The 18,343-nt window shown below is 52.0% G+C and carries 13 protein-coding genes; 11 read left to right on the top strand and 2 right to left on the bottom strand.

Features of this window, described 5'->3' with window-relative positions; all coding sequences use genetic code 11:
* Positions 1 to 37: 37 nt before the first annotated feature.
* On the top strand, positions 38 to 1,906 hold the full coding sequence (locus tag PJDR2_RS20505; protein ID WP_015845637.1) for a beta-L-arabinofuranosidase domain-containing protein: 1,869 nt from the start codon (positions 38 to 40) through the stop codon (positions 1,904 to 1,906).
* 83 nt (positions 1,907 to 1,989) lie between these two features.
* Here the strand turns inward: PJDR2_RS20505 and PJDR2_RS20500 are convergent, their stop codons facing one another.
* The gene (locus PJDR2_RS20500) at positions 1,990 to 2,922 is read right to left on the bottom strand and encodes an ArsR/SmtB family transcription factor (protein ID WP_015845636.1); all 933 of its coding nucleotides are present in this window, start codon (positions 2,920 to 2,922) and stop codon (positions 1,990 to 1,992) included.
* Between the two features lie 163 nt (positions 2,923 to 3,085).
* Here PJDR2_RS20500 and PJDR2_RS20495 point away from each other — a divergent pair, with 163 nt between their 5' ends.
* The 9 genes from PJDR2_RS20495 (at position 3,086) to PJDR2_RS20455 (ending at position 15,836) form a co-directional block, all read left to right on the top strand.
* On the top strand, positions 3,086 to 4,846 hold the full coding sequence (locus PJDR2_RS20495; RefSeq protein WP_015845635.1) for a glycoside hydrolase family 2 protein: 1,761 nt from the start codon (positions 3,086 to 3,088) through the stop codon (positions 4,844 to 4,846).
* A gap of 400 nt (positions 4,847 to 5,246) precedes the next feature.
* Positions 5,247 to 6,566, top strand: a complete 1,320-nt coding sequence (locus PJDR2_RS20490) for an ABC transporter substrate-binding protein (protein ID WP_015845634.1) — start codon at positions 5,247 to 5,249, stop codon at positions 6,564 to 6,566.
* 78 nt (positions 6,567 to 6,644) lie between these two features.
* Positions 6,645 to 7,538, top strand: coding sequence for a carbohydrate ABC transporter permease (locus PJDR2_RS20485; protein ID WP_015845633.1), 894 nt, complete (start codon positions 6,645 to 6,647; stop codon positions 7,536 to 7,538).
* A 4-nt stretch (positions 7,539 to 7,542) separates the two neighbouring features.
* Positions 7,543 to 8,367 (top strand): carbohydrate ABC transporter permease, encoded by an 825-nt coding sequence (locus PJDR2_RS20480; protein WP_015845632.1) that lies wholly within the window; start codon positions 7,543 to 7,545, stop codon positions 8,365 to 8,367.
* A 65-nt stretch (positions 8,368 to 8,432) separates the two neighbouring features.
* Positions 8,433 to 10,175 (top strand): family 43 glycosylhydrolase, encoded by a 1,743-nt coding sequence (locus PJDR2_RS20475; RefSeq protein WP_015845631.1) that lies wholly within the window; start codon positions 8,433 to 8,435, stop codon positions 10,173 to 10,175.
* A 210-nt stretch (positions 10,176 to 10,385) separates the two neighbouring features.
* Entirely contained in the window at positions 10,386 to 11,693 is a 1,308-nt protein-coding gene (locus PJDR2_RS20470) for an ABC transporter substrate-binding protein (RefSeq protein ID WP_015845630.1), read from the top strand.
* A 12-nt stretch (positions 11,694 to 11,705) separates the two neighbouring features.
* On the top strand, positions 11,706 to 13,496 hold the full coding sequence (locus tag PJDR2_RS20465; RefSeq protein ID WP_041613529.1) for a cache domain-containing sensor histidine kinase: 1,791 nt from the start codon (positions 11,706 to 11,708) through the stop codon (positions 13,494 to 13,496).
* A gap of 15 nt (positions 13,497 to 13,511) precedes the next feature.
* Complete coding sequence (locus PJDR2_RS20460) at positions 13,512 to 15,140, top strand: response regulator (protein WP_015845628.1); 1,629 nt, start codon at positions 13,512 to 13,514, stop codon at positions 15,138 to 15,140.
* A gap of 132 nt (positions 15,141 to 15,272) precedes the next feature.
* Complete coding sequence (locus PJDR2_RS20455; protein ID WP_015845627.1) at positions 15,273 to 15,836, top strand: hypothetical protein; 564 nt, start codon at positions 15,273 to 15,275, stop codon at positions 15,834 to 15,836.
* A gap of 78 nt (positions 15,837 to 15,914) precedes the next feature.
* Here the strand turns inward: PJDR2_RS20455 and PJDR2_RS20450 are convergent, their stop codons facing one another.
* Positions 15,915 to 16,742, bottom strand: coding sequence for a helix-turn-helix transcriptional regulator (locus PJDR2_RS20450; RefSeq protein ID WP_015845626.1), 828 nt, complete (start codon positions 16,740 to 16,742; stop codon positions 15,915 to 15,917).
* A 157-nt stretch (positions 16,743 to 16,899) separates the two neighbouring features.
* On the opposite strand from PJDR2_RS20450, the gene PJDR2_RS20445 reads away from it, so the two are divergent.
* On the top strand, positions 16,900 to 18,264 hold the full coding sequence (locus PJDR2_RS20445; protein ID WP_049790064.1) for an MFS transporter: 1,365 nt from the start codon (positions 16,900 to 16,902) through the stop codon (positions 18,262 to 18,264).
* Positions 18,265 to 18,343: the final 79 nt, after the last annotated feature.

The following is an 18,343-nucleotide window of genomic DNA, read 5'->3' as shown; positions in this document are numbered from 1 at the left end:
ACGAAGCGATAAAGATCACGACCTAGGGGGATTCAAGGTGAACAACGTGTTGAAACCGCTGAAGGCTGTTTCTTTTGAAGAGCTTCCGCTTGGCGCTATCCGGCCCGCAGGCTGGCTGAAGGATCAGCTGGAGATTCAAGCGGAGGGAATGACCGGGCATCTGGACGAGTTCTGGAGCCATGTTGGTCCAAGCAGCGGCTGGCTTGGCGGAACGGGGGAGAGCTGGGAACGCGGACCTTATTATTTGGACGGGCTATTGCCTCTCGCGTATCTTTTAGAGGATGAGAGACTGATCAATAAGGTGAAGCCCTGGATCGATTGGACGCTGGAGAGTGCCAGGGAGGATGGGCAATTCGGGCCTGCTTCGAATGACGACTGGTGGAGCCGGATGGTCATGCTGAAGGTGCTCATCCAGCATGCGGAGTATACCGGCGACGAACGGGTTATCCCTTTTATGACCAATTACTTTAGATACCAGCTGAAGCAGCTGCCGGAACGTCCGCTTGCCGATTGGGCGAAGGCAAGGGGCGGGGATAATCTGATTAGCGTGTATTGGCTGTACAACCGTACCGGTGATCCGTTCTTAATGGAGTTGGCGCAGCTGCTGATCGTACAAACCGAGGACTGGAAAGGGCTGTATGAGCAATATCCGTATTGGTACCGTCAAACCTCCTTTGATCACCGGGTCCATGTGGTGAATGTGGCTATGTCCTTCAAGCAGCCGGCCCTACAGTATTTGCTGACCGGCGATGAGACGGATAAAGCGGTTGTATATAAAGCCATTAACAGCGTTATGGCTTGTCATGGCCAGGTGAACGGGATGTTCTCCGGCGATGAATGGCTTGCCGGCACTCATCCAAGCCAGGGGACAGAGCTGTGCTCGGTTGTCGAGTATATGTACTCTCTGGAGAATCTTATACGTATAACCGGGGACGGCTTTTTCGGGGACATTCTGGAGAAGATCGCCTATAATGCGCTGCCCGCAGCGATAAGTCCGGACTGGAAGGTTCACCAGTATGATCAGCAGGCGAATCAGATTATGTGTACGCATGCCAAGCGCAATTGGACGGAAAACAACAATGAAGCCAATCTGTTCGGGGTCGAGCCGCATTTCGGCTGCTGTACGGCCAACATGCATCAAGGCTGGCCAAAGCTTGCGGCGAGATTATGGATGGCTTCGGAAGGCGGCGGAATAGCGGCAATCTCCTACGCACCTTGCCTAGTAACAGCTGCATTAGGGTCAGACAAGAAAACAAAAGCAGAGATCCAAGTAGAGACCTCATACCCGTTCAGGGATACGGTCAACATAAAGGTCGGGCTGGAGTCTTCGGCGGCTTTCGCCATGAAGCTGAGAATTCCTGCATGGTGCGAGGAGCCCGTACTGCAGATTAATGGCGAGCCTTATCCGCTGCAGCCCGTGAATGGTTTTGTTTCTATTGAACGTATATGGATGCCGGAAGACGAGCTTCTGCTTACTCTGCCTAGGCACGCGACACTTATTCCGCGCGCGAACGGAGCTGCCGGGGTTCAATATGGCCCCCTTATGCTGGCTATTCCAGTCAAGGAGCAGTGGCAGAAGCACCGCACTTACCCGCCTTATCATGACTGGGAGCTGTATCCGCAATCTCCGTGGAACTATGGCGTGGAGCTTAACGAGTTGACGCTTGCCGATAAGGGAAGGGTGTTGGAGGAGGAAGTCCGGAGGCAGCCGTTTGCCGCAGACAATCCCCCGCTGCGCATGAGGGTAAACGCACGCAGAATTCCTCAGTGGACGATGGAGATGAACTCAGCGGGAACGCCCCCGGTTAGTCCGGTTGCCAGCAAGGAACCGCTCGAAGAAATTGAACTGGTTCCTTATGGCTGCGCAAGGCTGCGGATTGCGGAATTCCCGGTTCTTCTTCGCTAGTCTAATTCTATCATTAGAAATAAAAAAAGCCGATCATCGGTAGTCCCTGTTTAATCGGGAATGCCTATGATCGGCTTTTTCTATTATTCGGTTCTGATCTTATCTTTGTAATAGACATTGACCATAATATCCTGCTTGTAGTTGCCGAAGTGTCTGCCGAACAGGCTGATTCCGCCGCAATGGCGGGCAGTCTCGAGAGAAGCGAGCTTGAAGCGGAAATCCTCGCCAAGCTTCAAGCCGACATCCGTAAGAGTGACCTCGGACAGCTTAACGCCATCCAGAAACGTACCGGTCGCCTGAATGGACAAACTTTTGAGCAGACCGTTCTGCGTTCCAAGCTGCCACCAGGAAGGGGTTAGCGCTCCGCGTTTGCTGCCGAAGTCCCCCGGGCAAGTCCATATGCCAACCTCAATGTCATTGATGTAAAAGCTGATATCGGAAGGCCAATTCTCGTTATACGAAGGGGCTTCCGAACAGAGCTCGAGCGAGATGTCCAGCTGGGAAGCCGCTTGTCCGGCATGCAAGTAATTCGGAACACGGTATTCGACGTAACCGCTGCCGAACCATAGATGCGACGCATTCATTCGTTCCGGATCGGAGAAGTACCTCGGATCATCCACAAGTCCAAGAATTTTGCTCTCCGATGCAAGGCCGCAGGTTGGCTTAACCGCATAATCCGAATATTGGCCAATCGGGATTTCCACCGTATATTTGGTTTCCTCATTCAAAGCTTTTTCCTGTGAAGAGGTGCGAAGCTGCAGGGTAAGCGAGTCGATAGCGAGCGAGCACATTTTCGGGCTTCCCCGGGTTCCCGACAGGCTTTCGGTCTTGATAAGGCCGCCTTCCTCCATCTTCTGAATATGCTTCGTTACGATTGCCGACGACAAGCCTAACGTTTCCGCGAGCTCTTTGATGCTCATCGGTCCGTTATTAAGCAGCTCGATCATCTTCACCCTCGTCTCCGATGAAAAACATTCGAGCATCGTCATATATTTGGTGCTGACTTGTATATGCACGCCGGTTTCCTCGCTTTCCGTTGTCTTGGCTATTATATAACCTAATTGTTAATAAAACAACTTTTTAGTTGACGGTTAATGGGGCAGGCGATAAAATAGGCAACAGATTCATATGGTTTTGTTAATATAACAACTAACTGGTTAACTAATGGAGGCGTAACAGATGACAAACTTGCCAAGAGCCGAATACCCTAGACCTCAATTCAACCGTAACGCATGGGAATGCCTGAACGGGGAATGGGAATTTGAATTTGACGATGCGCGCGTAGGCGGGGAAGAAGGCTGGCATTCGGGCAGCAAGAGCTTTTCGAAAAAAATCCAAGTGCCGTTCAGCTTTGAGAGCGAACTAAGCGGCATTGGCGATCCGAATTTTCATGATGTGGTATGGTACCGCAGAAAGCTGGATATTCCGAAGTCCTTCCAAGGAAAACGGGTTGTGCTTCATTTCGGCGCCGTAGATTATGAAGCTTATGTATGGGTAAACGGCCAATTGGTCGCTTCCCATGAAGGCGGTCATACCCCGTTCCAGGCTGACGTTACGGAAGCTTTGCGCTCGGACGGCGACAACACGCTTGTGGTAAAAGCAGTGGACCACGGCATGGATGTATTCCTGCCGCGCGGCAAACAGTTCTGGGAAGAGAAATCCCGTTCGATCTGGTATACCCGTACAACGGGCATTTGGCAGTCCGTGTGGATGGAGGCGGTATCGCCGGTTCATCTTCGCAAAGTGAAATACGTGGCGGATATCGATACGAATGAAATTCAGATCCGTTCGTTTGTTGGCGGATTTGCCCAAGGAATGAAGAATGTCAGCCTGTCGGTAAAGATCTCCTTTGCCGGAGAGGTTGTGTCGGAAGATACGTATCAAGTGCGTGCGGGAGAAGAAAGCCGGAAGATTAAGCTGAGCGGCTTGAACGACCATGGCATGGACCGGTTCTGGTGGCCGGAGCGTCCAAACCTGTACGACGCGGAATTTGTGGTGTACGTTGACGGTGCGGAAGTTGACCGGGTGACAAGCTACTTCGGCATGCGGAAAATTTCGCTCGAGAACGGCAAGTTTAATCTGAATAACCGTCCTTATTACAGCAAGCTTGTTCTGGATCAAGGCTACTTCCCGGACGGCAACCTGACACCTCCTTCGGACGAAGCGATTAAGCAGGATGTGGTGCTGATGAAGGAAATGGGCTTCAACGGCGCGCGTAAGCATCAGAAGGTCGAAGACCCGCGCTTCCTGTACTGGTGCGATAAGCTGGGGCTGATCGTATGGGGCGAAATGGCGAACGCTTGCGACTACTCCGAAGAATACGTCCGCCGCATTACGAAGGAATGGCAGGAAGCGATCGACCGCGACTTCAACCATCCGTGCATCGCGGTATGGGTACCCCTGAACGAAAGCTGGGGCGTGCCTAACATTCAGGTCGACGTTCGTCAGCAGCAGCATGCGCTTGCGATGTACCATTTGACCAAGTCGATTGATCCGACCCGCCTTGTCATCTCCAATGACGGTTGGGAAATGGTTGCAACCGACCTGTACAACATCCATGACTACGAGTGGAGACGCGAAGTACTCGAAGACCGTTATGGCAGCGTAGAAAAAGCCGTATCGGCTATGCCGGCTAACCGCCGCCTTAGCGTAGCGGGATACGAATATGACGGACAACCAATCATCATCACCGAGTTCGGCGGCATTGCCTACAAGAAGAGCGAATGGGAAGGCTGGGGTTATTCCGGCGCATCGAGCGACGAGGACTTCGTTGAACGTCTCCGCAACGTTATTCAGCCGCTTATCTTCTCCGGCGTTGTCCAAGGCTACTGCTATACGCAGTTGACGGACGTCGAGCAGGAGATCAACGGTCTGCTGACGTACGACCGCAAGCCGAAGGTGCCGCTTGAGCTGATCAAAGCGATCAACGAAGGCAAGTAATCGGGGCTTCGGCGGCTGTTGGTCGACGCGATCGGCTGGTTTCCGCAGGAAATGGCCGAGTTGCGGTCGGAACGGCCGTTATTGAGCGGGCTTAACGATGCCGCGCATCGTTAAGGTCCGCAAGTTAGCCGGATTACCGGCCAAAAAGGCATTATTGGACGGTCTTAACGATGCCGCGCATCGTTAAGACCAGCGAATCAGCCGCTTCTGACAAACCCCGGACAGCACGAGAAAATTCTCCCAGCTGTCCGGGGTTTTGCGTTCAGGCTGGGGACAAATTTTTCGCAACGATCTAAAAATATGTCCATTCCTTCTAAAAAAGCGACATGGGCGCGTTATCCCCGGCCAGCTAGAATGAGTATCAGAAAGAGCCACACACACATTCTAGGGGGAAGCGAACATGAAGAAATCGATGAAGGTCTTAGGTACCTCGTTAATCGCACTTAGCCTTGTTGCGGCAGCAGGCTGCGGAAGCAACAGCAATAACGGCGGCAAAGACGCGGGATCAAACAACCAGGCAAACAGCGGCGCAAACGCGGCTGCGGGAAATAGCGGAGACGCGAAAGCGGAGAAAGCCGACATCCTGTTCTGGACACCGTTCTCCGGTGCTGACGGCGAGTTCATGAAGAAGATTGTAGAGAAATACAACTCTTCCCAGGACACGTACAAAGTGAAGCTCGTCATTCAGCCGAACGGCGAATACTACAAACTGCTTGACGTAGCGATGAGCGCGGGCAAAGACCGTCCGGACCTGGCGATCATGCACGTTGACCAAATTCCGACTTACGTGAACAAAGGCCAGCTTCAGCCGTTGGACGATCTGGCGGCGGCAGCTTCGATTAATAAAACCGATTACGTAGAAGCTCCGGTAAACTACGAGACAATCGACGGCAAATGGTACGGCATTCCGCTTGATATCCATCCGCTCGTCATGTACTACAACAAAGATTTGTTCGACAAAGCGGGAATTACGGCTCCGCCAACAAACCGCGCCGAATTCGAAGCCGATGTTGAGAAGCTGACAGACAAAGCGAAAGGCGTATACGGATATGTAGTTCCAACGCTTTGGCCGCAGCAATTTATTTTCCCGACGCTGGTATGGCAAAATGGCGGCGACCTGTGGAACGGTACGGATGTCGCTTACAACTCGCCTGAAGCAGTTGAAATGGTGCAATGGATGCGCGGCCTCGTAGACAAAGGCGTATCGCCGGGCAATGTTCAACAGGACGGAGAAAATACGCTGTTCCTGCAAGGCAAAAACGCGATTCAATTTAACGGTCCTTGGATGAAAGGCCAATTCGACGAAGCGGGCATCAAGTACGGCGTAGCTCCGGTTCCGCAAATCGGCAAGGCTAAACAAGCGGTATATGCAGGCTCCCATAACTTCGTATTGCCTAAAGGCGTAACAGACGCAAATGTCGTTAAAGGCATCGGCGACTTCCTGAAATACGTATCGACCAACTCGATGGATTGGGCGGCTTCCGGCCAAGCGCTGGCTTCCAAGCCAATGCTGGAAAGCGCGGAATTCAAAGCTCTCGACATGCAAAGCAACGTAGCGAAATCGTTTGATTACGTTCAATTCGCGCCAAACGTTCTGAACTGGGGAACGATCTCCGATCCGATCTGGGGCGAACTGAGCAATGCGCTGCTTGGCAAGAAGGACGCTCAAAAAGCGATGGACGATGCCGTAGCGAAGTCCAGACAAGCGATGAAAAAATAAGTACGGCAGGACGAAGAAGCTGACAACCAGCTTCTTCGTCCCTCTGTTTATACCTTTAATCAGAATGGAGGAGCTGTAATGGTCAAGAGCTCTTTGCAATCCCGCTTAACGTCAACCTTGTTCGTACTGCCGTACCTGCTCAGCTTTTGCGCTTTTCTGCTGATCCCGATTTTATACGGCATTTATATTTCGTTCCATAACTTCGAACTGCTGTCGGATTCGCATAAATTCGTAGGTTTCGATAATTACGTTAAAATCTTTACGCCCGGCTCTTATTTGTTCGAACAGTTTACAACCGGTCTGTGGAATACGGTGCAATTCGTTTTGTACTCGGTTCCGCTGCTGGTTATTCTTGGCCTTGCGCTCGCTTTGCTGCTGAATCAGCTGCCGAAGCGGATCCGCGGACTGTTCCGTACGTTTTACTTCATGCCTTACGCCATATCGGGTTCGGTAATGGCCGTTATCTGGCTGATGATGTTCGATACGAACGCGGGCTTCCTGAACGGATTGCTAGCCAAGCTTCACATTGATCCGGTTGCGTGGCTGACGGATTTGCCGTGGGTGTGGGTGTCGCTCGTATTGACTACGCTGTGGTGGACGATTGGCTTTAATATGATTATTTTCACCAATGCGCTGAATGAAGTGCCGGAGGATTATTACGAGGCGGCTTCGATTGACGGTGCGAATGCTTGGAAAAGGTTCGTCAGCATCACCCTGCCATCGATCCGTCCGGTTATGCTGTTTATCATCATTACTTCAACCATTGCATCGTTTAACGTGTACGCGCAGCCGTTCCTCCTCACGCGTGGCGGTCCCGGCGACAGTACGAAGGTTCTGCTTATGAACGTGCTGGACGAAGCGTTTAAAGGCAAGCAGGTCGGCTCGGCTTCGGCGATGGCGATTCTGATGGCGCTTATCATTATTATCGTGTCGGCTGTCCAGTACAAAATCGCTTACGGAAGGAAGGAGTAGAAGCATGAAAAAAACATTACTTGTTCTCGTTGCAGTCATCATAGCGGTTATTTTCCTGCTTCCGCTCATCTGGATGTTGTCCACTTCCTTCAAAAACGATTTCGAGGCTCTTGCCGGACAGCTGAGTCTGATTCCGAAGAAACCAACGTTCGAGAACTACCTGGACGGGTTAAAAGGCAACCTGATGAACGTTCCGATTACGCGCTGGATCTCGAACTCTTTGTTCGTCGGCGCTGCGGGCACGGCGATTGTCCTGCTCTTCTCGTCAATGGCGGCATACGCGCTTGCCCGTCTACAGGACTTGCCGTTTAAAAAGCTCATGTTCCCGATATTTATCGGTTCGATGATGATCCCCGGCGTCCTGACGTTCCTGCCGATGTATTTGGAATTTAACGCCCTTGGCTGGATCAATACGTATGCGGCGCTTATCCTTCCTTATTCGTCCGGTGCATTTGGCGTATTCCTATTGTTCCAGTTCTTCACGGCGTTTCCGAAAGAGATCGAAGAGGCCGCGCGGATCGATGGCGCTAACAAATGGCAGATCTACTCCCGTATTCTGCTTCCTGCTTCGGTATCGATTATGGTTACGCTCGCGATCTTTACGTTTATGGGCATTTACAATGATTTCGTATGGCCGCTTTATTCAACAACTTCGCCGGAGATGCGCACGATTACGGCAGGCATTGCGATGATGGCGCAGGGCAGCTATACGCAGGCATACGGCAAGCTGATGTCGATGACGGTTATCGCAACGCTGCCGGTATTCATCATCTTTATCGTAGGCCAGCGCTCCTTCGTAAAGGCTATTACGCAAGCCGGTGTTAAATAGTAGAAAAATGGATGCTTACGAAGTAAGAATTGCATTCGCAATTCTTTTTAGGAGGTAATCAGAAATTGAACGCAAAACGATGGGCTGTCCTGACAGCAGCGGTGCTGCTGGTCGCGGCGGCTAGTATAGGAGTGTGGGTAATGAACGATAGCACAAACGAAGCAAGCCAGGTTGCAGCCGAATACAAAGGCCATGGCGGTACGTTCAAAAATACGCTGGCGGAGATCGATACGCCGGACCCCGCCGTGGTGTACAAGGACGGCTACTATTATATGACGTTTACGCACAACGGCGCGGATATCATGGTCATGAAATCCCGTACCATCGATTTCAAGCAGTCTGAGCGGAAGGTTGTCTGGTATCCGGATATCGGAACCAATTACTCAGCTGAGCTGTGGGCGCCGGAAATCCAGTTCATTCAGGGGAAATGGTACATTTATTTCGCCGCTGACGACGGTCAGAACGAGAACCACCGGATGTTTGTTCTGGAAGCGGACACCGATGATCCGATGGGCAGCTATACGTTTAAAGGCCAGGTGAAGGATGACACCGATAAATGGGCGATCGACGGACTCGCGATGGAGCTCAACGACAAGCTTTATTTTGTATGGTCCGGCTGGGAAGGCGATATCAACGTGCAGCAAAATACGTACATCGCCCCAATGAGCGATCCGCTGACCATCAGCGGCCCTCGCGTCCTTTTGTCCGAGCCTGATCTGGAATGGGAGAAAGCAGGGGGTCCTCCTTATATTAATGAAGGACATTCGATTCTTCATCATAATGGCCAGGTTCATATCGTGTATTCGGGAGCGGGCAGCTGGACGCCGTTTTATGCGCTTGGCATGCTCTCACTGAAGGAGGGCGCTGATCCGCTGGTGGCCTCGAACTGGACGAAAGCGCAGGAGCCGATTCTGAAGATGGACGAGGACGCCGGCGTTTACGGTCCAGGACATAATTCCTTCGTAACCTCGCCGGGCGGTACGGAGCAATGGATCGTTTATCACGCAACAACCGCGGCTACGGACGGCTGGGGCAACCGGAAAGCTCGCGCGCAGAAGCTGGCATGGGATGAAGCGGGAAATTTGCGGATCGGCAAGCCGATAAGTCTGGATACAGCTATTGAGGTTCCTGCGGGCATGGGAGTCTTCAAGGCGGCGGAAGCCTCTGCTGACGTAAGCTTTGATCTGATTCCTTCCACCATTCATACTGCGGCACCTCTTCTTATCCATTATCTGAACGATACGGGAGAAAAGCTTCAAGCAGGCGTTAGCGTCAATGGTGAACAAGCCGTTGATGTTGAGCTTCCCGAAACGGATGGGACGGGTTACGCTTATGCCGACATTTCGCTCGCGGCGGGCATGAATGAGGTTCATATCGCAATTGCAGGCGGGCAAGGCAAGATTGATGCCATTGAGCTACCAAGATATGAAGCGGAGTATGCGGCTGCGGGAACGCAAGGCGAAGCAGAAGAGAATCTGTTCTCGTCAGCGGGAGGCAAGGCCGTGATTACGCCGGGTGAAGGCGAGGCTTTGCGGTTTGCCAACATTCAAGTGCCGGTAAGCGGAGCTTACGAGATCAGACTGGCGGCCGCTAATTCCTCCGGCCATGATGCGGAGCTTCAAGTTCGCATAGACGGCAGCGGGGGCAAGTCGAAAAGGATTGTTTTTCCAAACGGAAAACGCAACAATTACCAGACTCAATCGGTCATCTTGCAATTGAAGGCGGGCAAGAACGCCATTATACTTGAGAATGCGACAGCAGAGGTGCATGTCGATTATATGGACATCTTGAGAAGTTCCGCACAATAGGATTACGCTTTCGAAGCAAGAATTGTTCAGCAATTTTACTAACCTAAATCCTTCACAATTCTTTAAGTAACGCTTTCGAAGCAAGAATTGTTCAGCAATTTTACTAACCTAAATCCTTCACAATTCTTTAAGTAACGCTTTCGAAGCAAGAATTGTTCAGCAATTTTACTAACCTAAATCCTTCACAATTCTTTTTAGGAGGCGCTGGTCATGAGAGGCTTGTCCTTTCGTTCTTATCTTACATCAGGCTTAAGTATCATCATCGCGGCAAGCCTTACCTTGACTGGCTGCAGCCATAGCAATAATGGCACGGCGGCATCCGCCGAGCCTAAAGCACCAGCTATTCAGCTTAATTATTGGACCCCCTTCAGCGGGGGAGATAATTTGTTTATGACCGAGATGGTCGATCAATTTAATAAAGAACACGAAGACATTCAAGTCGTCCAGATGAATTCAAGGCTGGACGACTATTATTCGCGGTTACGAACGGCCATACTTTCCGGCAACGCGCCGGATGTGGCCATTATTCACGCAAGCTCCTTGCCTCAATTCGTACAGAACGGTTACATTGAAGATTTATCCGGCCCGGCGCAAGAAGCGGGTCTGGATTGGAACTTATATAACAAAGCAGGGATGAAGGCAGTATCCTTCCAAGGGAAGCCTTATGCCGTACCGCTGGATACCCATATGCTTGTCATGTATTACAACAAGACGTTTCTGGAGCAGGCCGGTGTTCTTGACGCGCAGGGCAAGCCGGTGCTTCAAGGCGGGGAAGACGGATTTACCCATTTTCTTCAGCAAATCAAGCAGGCCGTTCCTAGCGATGTCGCCCCGCTTGCCCAGCCAAGCACCCGGATTGATGCCGTGTGGTTCTGGTGGAGTCTGTATAACCAGATTCAAGGCGGGGGGAAGTTCTATAACGCGGAAGGAACAAAGGCGGTGCTCAACAACCCGGCTGCTCTGAAGGCGTTGAACTATATAGATGGGCTGTATAAGAGCAAGCTGATTCCGCCTAATATTCCGGACTCCTTCAAGCTATTTAATGAAGGAAAAGCAGCAGTGCTCATTACGGGCGTATGGGCAACCGGCGCGCTTGAGAAAAACGATGCCCTGAACTTTGGCGTAGTGCCGCTGCCAACGATCTATGATAAGCCGGCAGCATGGGCGGATTCCCATACGCTGGCGATTCCGTCGCAGCATGATATGTCGCAGGAGAAGCGGGATGCGGCGATGCTGTTCATGAAATGGCTGGCCGAGCATGGCGCCAAGTGGGCGGAAGCGGGCCATGTTCCCAGCGCCAGCGCGGTGATGGATACGGAAGCGTTCAAGTCGCTGAATTATCGCAGCGATTACGCGGCCGCCGCCAATTCCGTCGTCTTCTGGCCGAAGCATACGAAGCAGCATAGCTTTATCGAAGTCATTATCCGGCAGTTCGAACGGATGATCTACGGTCAGCAGACGCCGGAGCAGGCGCTCCAGGCAACCGAAAAGCAAATCAATCTTGAGCTGTCGAAATAAGCGGGGTGGGCGATGATGACATTCTATAGACGCTTACAGCAATGGTTCAAAAATCTGGCGCTTGCCCGCAAGCTTATACTAGTCAACGTGCTCCTTATTGTGGTACCGCTGGGAGTGATCGGTGCGTGGTCCTTCTCGATCTTTGCCTCCAAAATGGAGGAGCAGGTCGGCAAGTATCAGCTTCAGATGTTGAAGCAGGTGACGCTGAATATCGATACGTATATGAATGAGCTGAACCGGCTGTCGCTGATGCCGTATCAATATCAGGAGATTCTGGATTTTCTCGCAACGTCCAGAAAACCCGGCGAAGCCTTATCCCTGCAGGAAATCGATGATTTAAACAACTTTGTCTCCAAGGTGTTTCTTAACGGACGCGTCGATATAATGGGTATTTCCTTGTTCGGCGAGCATGGCGCATCTTATGTCGTGCTGCCGGAAAGCCAATACATGACGACGTATCAGCTTGGCGGCAATACGGAATGGCTGGAGAAGGCTAAGGGCCGCTTCGGACAGCCGACTTTTATAACAACCCACGAAGTTAAGTCGACAAGCGGGACTGCCTATCAAGTATTCTCGATTGCCCGTGAGCTGAGAAGCTTCGACAGCGGAGATACGCTTGGCTATATCGTGATTGATATCGATCCGGCGGAAGTGCGCAAGCTGTTGTCTCAGGTCAGCCTAGGAAGCAAGGAATCGCTGTACATGACGGACAGTGCCGGAGATCTGGTGCTGCGCAAGGAGAAAACGGCGATTTATCCCGTTATCGAAGGCTTGTCGGATGAAGGCGTCTCTCATCATAAGATAGACGGAAAAAGCTTGCTTGTCGCCCATGTCAGCTCGGAGGTAACGGGCTGGACCACCGTTGGCGTCGTTCCCGTATCGGTGCTGATGAAGGACAGTCTCGTGGTCCGCAACTCGATTATACTGATCGGCGGCATTTGTGTCGGACTTGCCGTGTTGCTGTCGGTTTTTATCGCGTTCAGAATTACGAGTCCGCTGCGGATGCTGCGTTCGCTTATGCGCAAGGTGGAGAGGGGCGATCTGAAGGTATCGTTCCCCGTCCGGCAGTGGGACGAGGTTGGCCAGCTGGGCAATGCCTTTAACATGATGGTGTCTCATCTGAGCGAGCTGGGCTACCGTCTGTACGAGACGGAAATCAGGGAAAAGGATGCCGAGATCGCCGCGCTGCAAAGCAAGATTAATCCGCATTTTCTATACAACACGCTTGGTTCAATCTCCATGTACGCCGAAGTGGAGGGCAATAGGGAAGTGGTTACGATGACGAATAATTTAAGCCGTCTGCTTCGATATTCGTTAAGCGGGCGCAAGGAAACCGTAACGCTGCGCGATGAGCTGGACCATGTAAAAGGTTATATGACGATTCAGAAGATGCGTTACGACGACCGGATTGATTTTCGTCTAGAGGTGGATGAATCGTTGTACGGCTGTCCGGTTATTCCGCTGATGATTCAGCCGATCGTAGAAAATGCCATTAATCACGGGCTTGATAAAGGGATCGGAGAAGGAAGAATTCAATTGTCCTGCTATCAGGAGCAGGGGATGCTCATGATTGTCATTGAGGACGACGGCATTGGCATGACCAGCGAGCAGCTAAGCGCGATGCGCAAGCGAATGGATAAAATTCATGATCTGGGAGGTACCTCCGGCAATGGTCTGATGAACGTTCACCGCAGAATCCGTCTGCATTACGGCGAGCAATACGGTCTGCAACTGGAGAGTATGCCGTTCCAAGGGTTAAAGGTCATCTTAACGATGCCAATCGCTTATTCAATGACGGGATAGGGAGGAGACTGGCACATGCCAAACATTCTGATTGTTGACGATGAGGCGATATTCCGCAGGGGACTTCGCAAAATGATCGAGTCCTCTTCCGGCAGCTGGGAGGTTGCAGGTGAAGCGAAGGACGGGTACGAAGCTCTGGAAATGGTGGAGAGCCTCAAACCCGACGTGCTATTGACGGATATCCGGATGCCCCGGATGGACGGGCTGCAGCTGATTCAGATTGCGAAGGAGCGGTTTCCGAAGCTGCTTGTTATCGTTCTTAGCGGCTTTGACGAATTTACGTATTTGCAGCAATCGCTCCGCCATGGAGTTAGGGATTATCTGATGAAGCCCGTGGAGCGGGAGGAGCTGTTCAAGACGCTGGGGAAGCTGGAGAGCGAGCTCGCCAAATTACAGCAGCAGGTACCTGAACTGTATACGGCGGAGCCGGCCGATGCGCGGATCATTCGCCAGCATGTAAGCGAGCATCTGGTGGCAGGGCTGCTCAAGGGTTATGTGAACGAGACGGATCTAGCCTTGCTTGCGAGAATCGGCGTTACTTTCCAAGAGCCGTGTTTCGCCTGCATGATTATCAAGCTGGATAAGGATCTGCTCGATAAGGAGCGGTACGAGAAAGCGGACCCAAGCTTGTTCCAGCTGTATATTCAGCAGATCGTCCAAGAGCTTTTGGATCAGCGGGCAAAAGGGTTTTCGTTTATTTTATCCGAGACCGAGGTTGTAGCGCTTGTTAATCTGCCCGGTCAGCCGGGGGCAGGCGACCCGCTGTTCGAACTGTCGGAGACGATTCGCAGGCGCATGATCTCCTTGTCGAGATTAACCGTAACGATTGGACTTGGCAGAACCGTAGGCGGAATCAAGGAAATTCCGCAATCGTTCCATGAGGCGAAGATCGCCCAGCTGCACCGTTTAATCGTAGGAGGCGACCGCGTGATCAGCTATTCGAGGATTAAGGATGGCGAAGAGGAGATGGCCTGGAGCTCGCTTCTAGAGCTTCCGCTTGAGCTTCTTGAGTCCTCGATTCAGGAAGGCAAGCGGGAACAGACGAGACAATACGCGGCTATGTTCGTAACGGCTCTCTGCTCGCAAGCCCGAAGTCCGGAAGTCATTCACCAGCAGATTTGCAAGCTGCTGATCCACGGGTATGAGGAAGCGGAGAAGCTGGAGCTCACGCAAAGCTGGCTTGGCGACCGCACGATCCAGGCGGTGCTGCTGGAGATTTGTTCTCTCACTTCCCGCACGGAGCTGATCGATTGCTGCAGCGCTTATCTGGAGAAGCTGGCCGAATGTATCGCGAACGGGCAGAAAAACGCCGACCATGATCCTATCGAGAAAGTCATCCGGTACGTGAACCAGCATTATCAAGAGCCTTTGTCGCTGACGCAAGTCGCGGAGAAGGTTTATCTGAACCCGGCTTATCTGTCAACGTTGTTCAAGCAGCGGACGGGCAGTTCGTTGGTCGAGTACTGGACGGAGCTTAGAGTCTCCGAAGCGAAGAGGCGTCTGGTCTCCTCCAACGAAAAGGTGACGATTATCGCCGAGAGCACGGGATTTGGGAATATACGCCATTTCAACCGGGTATTCAAAAGCGTTACGGGCTTTGCCCCGATCGACTACAGAGAACAAGCCAGGTCGGTGAAGGTATAGAGAAGATTAACAGCCTGCGGAACCGTTCATGTTCTGCAGGCTGTTTTGTTTTTCGCAGGAAGGGAGGCTTTCCGCAACAAATCGATTTCCTTTGCGTCTGTAAAGTGGAATTATTTGGAGGGAGGTCATGCCATGGGCATAAAATCAAAAATAGTGCTGTTCTGCTTCATCCTAGCTTTATTAACTTGTACTTTAGTAATCATTCGCCAGAGCGGCGAGCAAGGAATGGAGAGAGCCGCGCTTTCCCTAAACCAGCCGATGGCAAGGGTGGCTTATATTGAAAAGCTGGGGAAGATGAATGCCATCGTATTTTATGACTGGGGTACTTATCCGGAGTATTTCGGAACAGCGCGATTGAAGAAAACGATATTCGGCTGGCATTTTACTGGCGGTTCCACTTCAGCCGAGCCCAAGGAGCATAAGTTTGGCTGGTCGTTTAACGGTTTGAAAGGCGATTTGAAAGGCGATGTGCCGCACTACGCAGGCATGTATTCCGGAAAGATCTATGACTCCGAGATAGTAAGCATGTGGAAGAAGAGCAGATCGAGCGGTAAAGAACTACCTTGTCAAATCATCGAGTACGGGGCTGGCGAGAGGTTCTGGTTCTATTTATCGGAGCAAGAAGAGGGGCCGGATTCCGTTATTCTTGCACGGTCACGGACGGGCGAGATTTTGGAGCAGTATCCGAGTGAATAAGCAAAAGCTTTCCCAACGCTTCTATTAATAAAGCGTAGGAAAGCTTTTTTCATAATCATACGGTTCATTAGAAACATTTTAGATCAGCAGCTGCTCCAACTTGGAGACCGTTTGTTCATCGGCCGGGAGGTTAACGGTGACGGTAAACTGGGGAGAGTCCGATACGATAAAAGAAAGCTGGTTAAACTCTAAAGTTCCGGCTACCGGATGGTAATTGACTTTCTTCCCTTCCGGTCCGTTCAGCACGTCATGCTGCGGCCACCATTCCCGGAATTCTTCGCTTGTTCGCTGCAGCTCGTCGATCATCTCCAGCCACCAGGCATCGCCCGGGAATTTGGCGTAACCGGCACGGAATTGGGCAAGTCTGTGCCGTGCATGCTTCTCCCAATTCTCCTTCAGGAGCTCCCGGACGCCGGGCAAATGGAAAGAGCGCCATACGGTGTTGCGTTCGCGCTCCGACATCGATTCGAAGGGGCCGTATATGAGGTCTGCGGCTTTATTCCATGCTCTGATAATCAATCGTTGATCGGTTATAAAGGCCGGACTTGTACCTTGACGGTCAAGGAAGATTTGCAAATTGTCGCTGATTCTGTTCTGGTCCAAGGAGGGGTCAGCCGGAACCTGCTGGATAGCCAGCAGGAACAAATGCTTCCGCTCGTCGGCATCCAGCTGCAGCGCGCGGCTGATGCAGTCCAGTACTTGCGCGGATACCTGAATCGGACGGGCCTGCTCCAGCCATGTATACCAGTCCACGCTTACTCCTGACAGCATAGCGACTTCCCCGCGTCTTAGCCCGGGTGTCCGCCTTCGTCCGCTTGCCGGCAATCCCGCTTGCTCCGGAGACAGCCGGGCTCTCCGCGTCTTCAGAAACTGCGCAAGCTCTTTTAATCTTACAGAGTCGTCCATGCTTCAGAACCTTCTTCCTTCTTCCCGATATGAAATGTTTATTCAATTCCTATCGTAGGAGAAAAACTCCTAGGATAAGCTCTCCTCTTAATCTCTTATCGAATTCATTATACACTCTATGGGAATTCGACATGAAGAGTAAGGTAGGGGAAAAACAATGGAGAAAGCTTTGCAACAAGTATCCGGCAGGAGCCGGCTGCTTCTGCTCGGACTATCGCTTGGCTATTTTATGGTGCTGCTTGATATGACGGTCGTTAGTGTTGCCCTTCCGGCGATCCAAGAAGATCTCGGGGGCGGGATCATAGATCTGCAATGGGTAGTGAATGCCTATACAATCGTGTTTGCCGGGCTTTTGCTGTCAATGGGAGTTTTCGCAGACCGATTGGGAGCAAAACGGGTCTATGTCGGCGGTCTCATTCTGTTCCTTGCCGCATCGGCAGCATCTGCGGCCGTAACCACAACAGGCGCACTCATCGCTTTGCGGGCTATTCTTGGAATCGGGGGAGCGGCTTTGCTGCCAGCCTCGTTAACCTTATTGTCCCATGCCTATCCTGTGCCGGGAGAACGGGCCAGGGCACTAGGAGCGTGGACCGCGGTTACGGGAGCCGCAATGGCGGCAGGGCCTGTGGTTGGAGGAATACTCGTTGACTCGTTTGGCTGGCGGAGCATTTTTTTGCTTAATGTACCGATTGCCGCAGTTAGCCTGCTGCTGACTTGCATGCAGTTAGAAGAGACTCCTCGATTCGCGCATAGGAGCTTTGACGCAGGCGGGCAGGTAACCGCTTTGGCGGCCATAGCCGCGTTATCCTTCAGTTTGATGGAGGGACAGTACTACGGCTGGGGCTCTCCCGTTATTTTGGGAACGGTTGGTTTGGCGGCTTTGAGCATGATCCTGTTTGTCTTTACTGAAGCAAAAGGGCAAGCTCCGCTCTTTCCTTTAAGCTTGTTCAAGAACAGTACCGTTTCCACGGGGCTGATAGCCGGAATGGCCATTAATGTGGGATTGTCCGGCGTATTGTTTGTATTGCCCCTATACTTCCAGCAGAGTAAAGGGTTATCGGCTCATGATGCCGGTCTGTCGCTGCTCCCGATGATGCTTCCGCTGGCCTTTAATCCGATTCTGACCGGTCGGATCGTCAGCCGGATTGGCGCACGGAAGCCAATGGCGGCAGGATTTGGCCTTGGAGCAGCAGGAACGCTAATCCTGGCATGGACCCATTCCGGCACAAGCTATGCATGGACTTTTATCGGCTTGCTTATGATAGGTTTTGGAGTTTCTTTTACTATTCCATCGCTGATGGCGGCGGTTATGTCCTCCGTAGCGAGGGAACAGACTGGCGCGGTTTCCGGGGCGATCAACGCAAGCCGCCAGCTTGGGTCGGTTCTTGGCGTTGCCCTGCTTGGAGCGGTGTTGAACGGCAGCCAGTCGTTTCTATCCGGCATGCGGATTTCTTTTATCCTGATTGCAATTCTGCTGGCCGGAGGTTCTGTTCTGACCCTTGCCGTATTCGGCAAGAAGTGATAAAGCGGCCGATGGGCTGGCAAGCATCATAATATAACACCTAATATTCCCAATAATACACCTCGTCCTGTAAACCCTT

This window comes from Paenibacillus sp. JDR-2 (genome assembly GCF_000023585.1).
Classification (GTDB): Bacteria; Bacillota; Bacilli; order Paenibacillales; family Paenibacillaceae; genus Pristimantibacillus.
The sequence above is the reverse complement of the archived record's forward strand: the minus strand, read 5'-3'. Positions and strand labels throughout refer to the sequence as shown.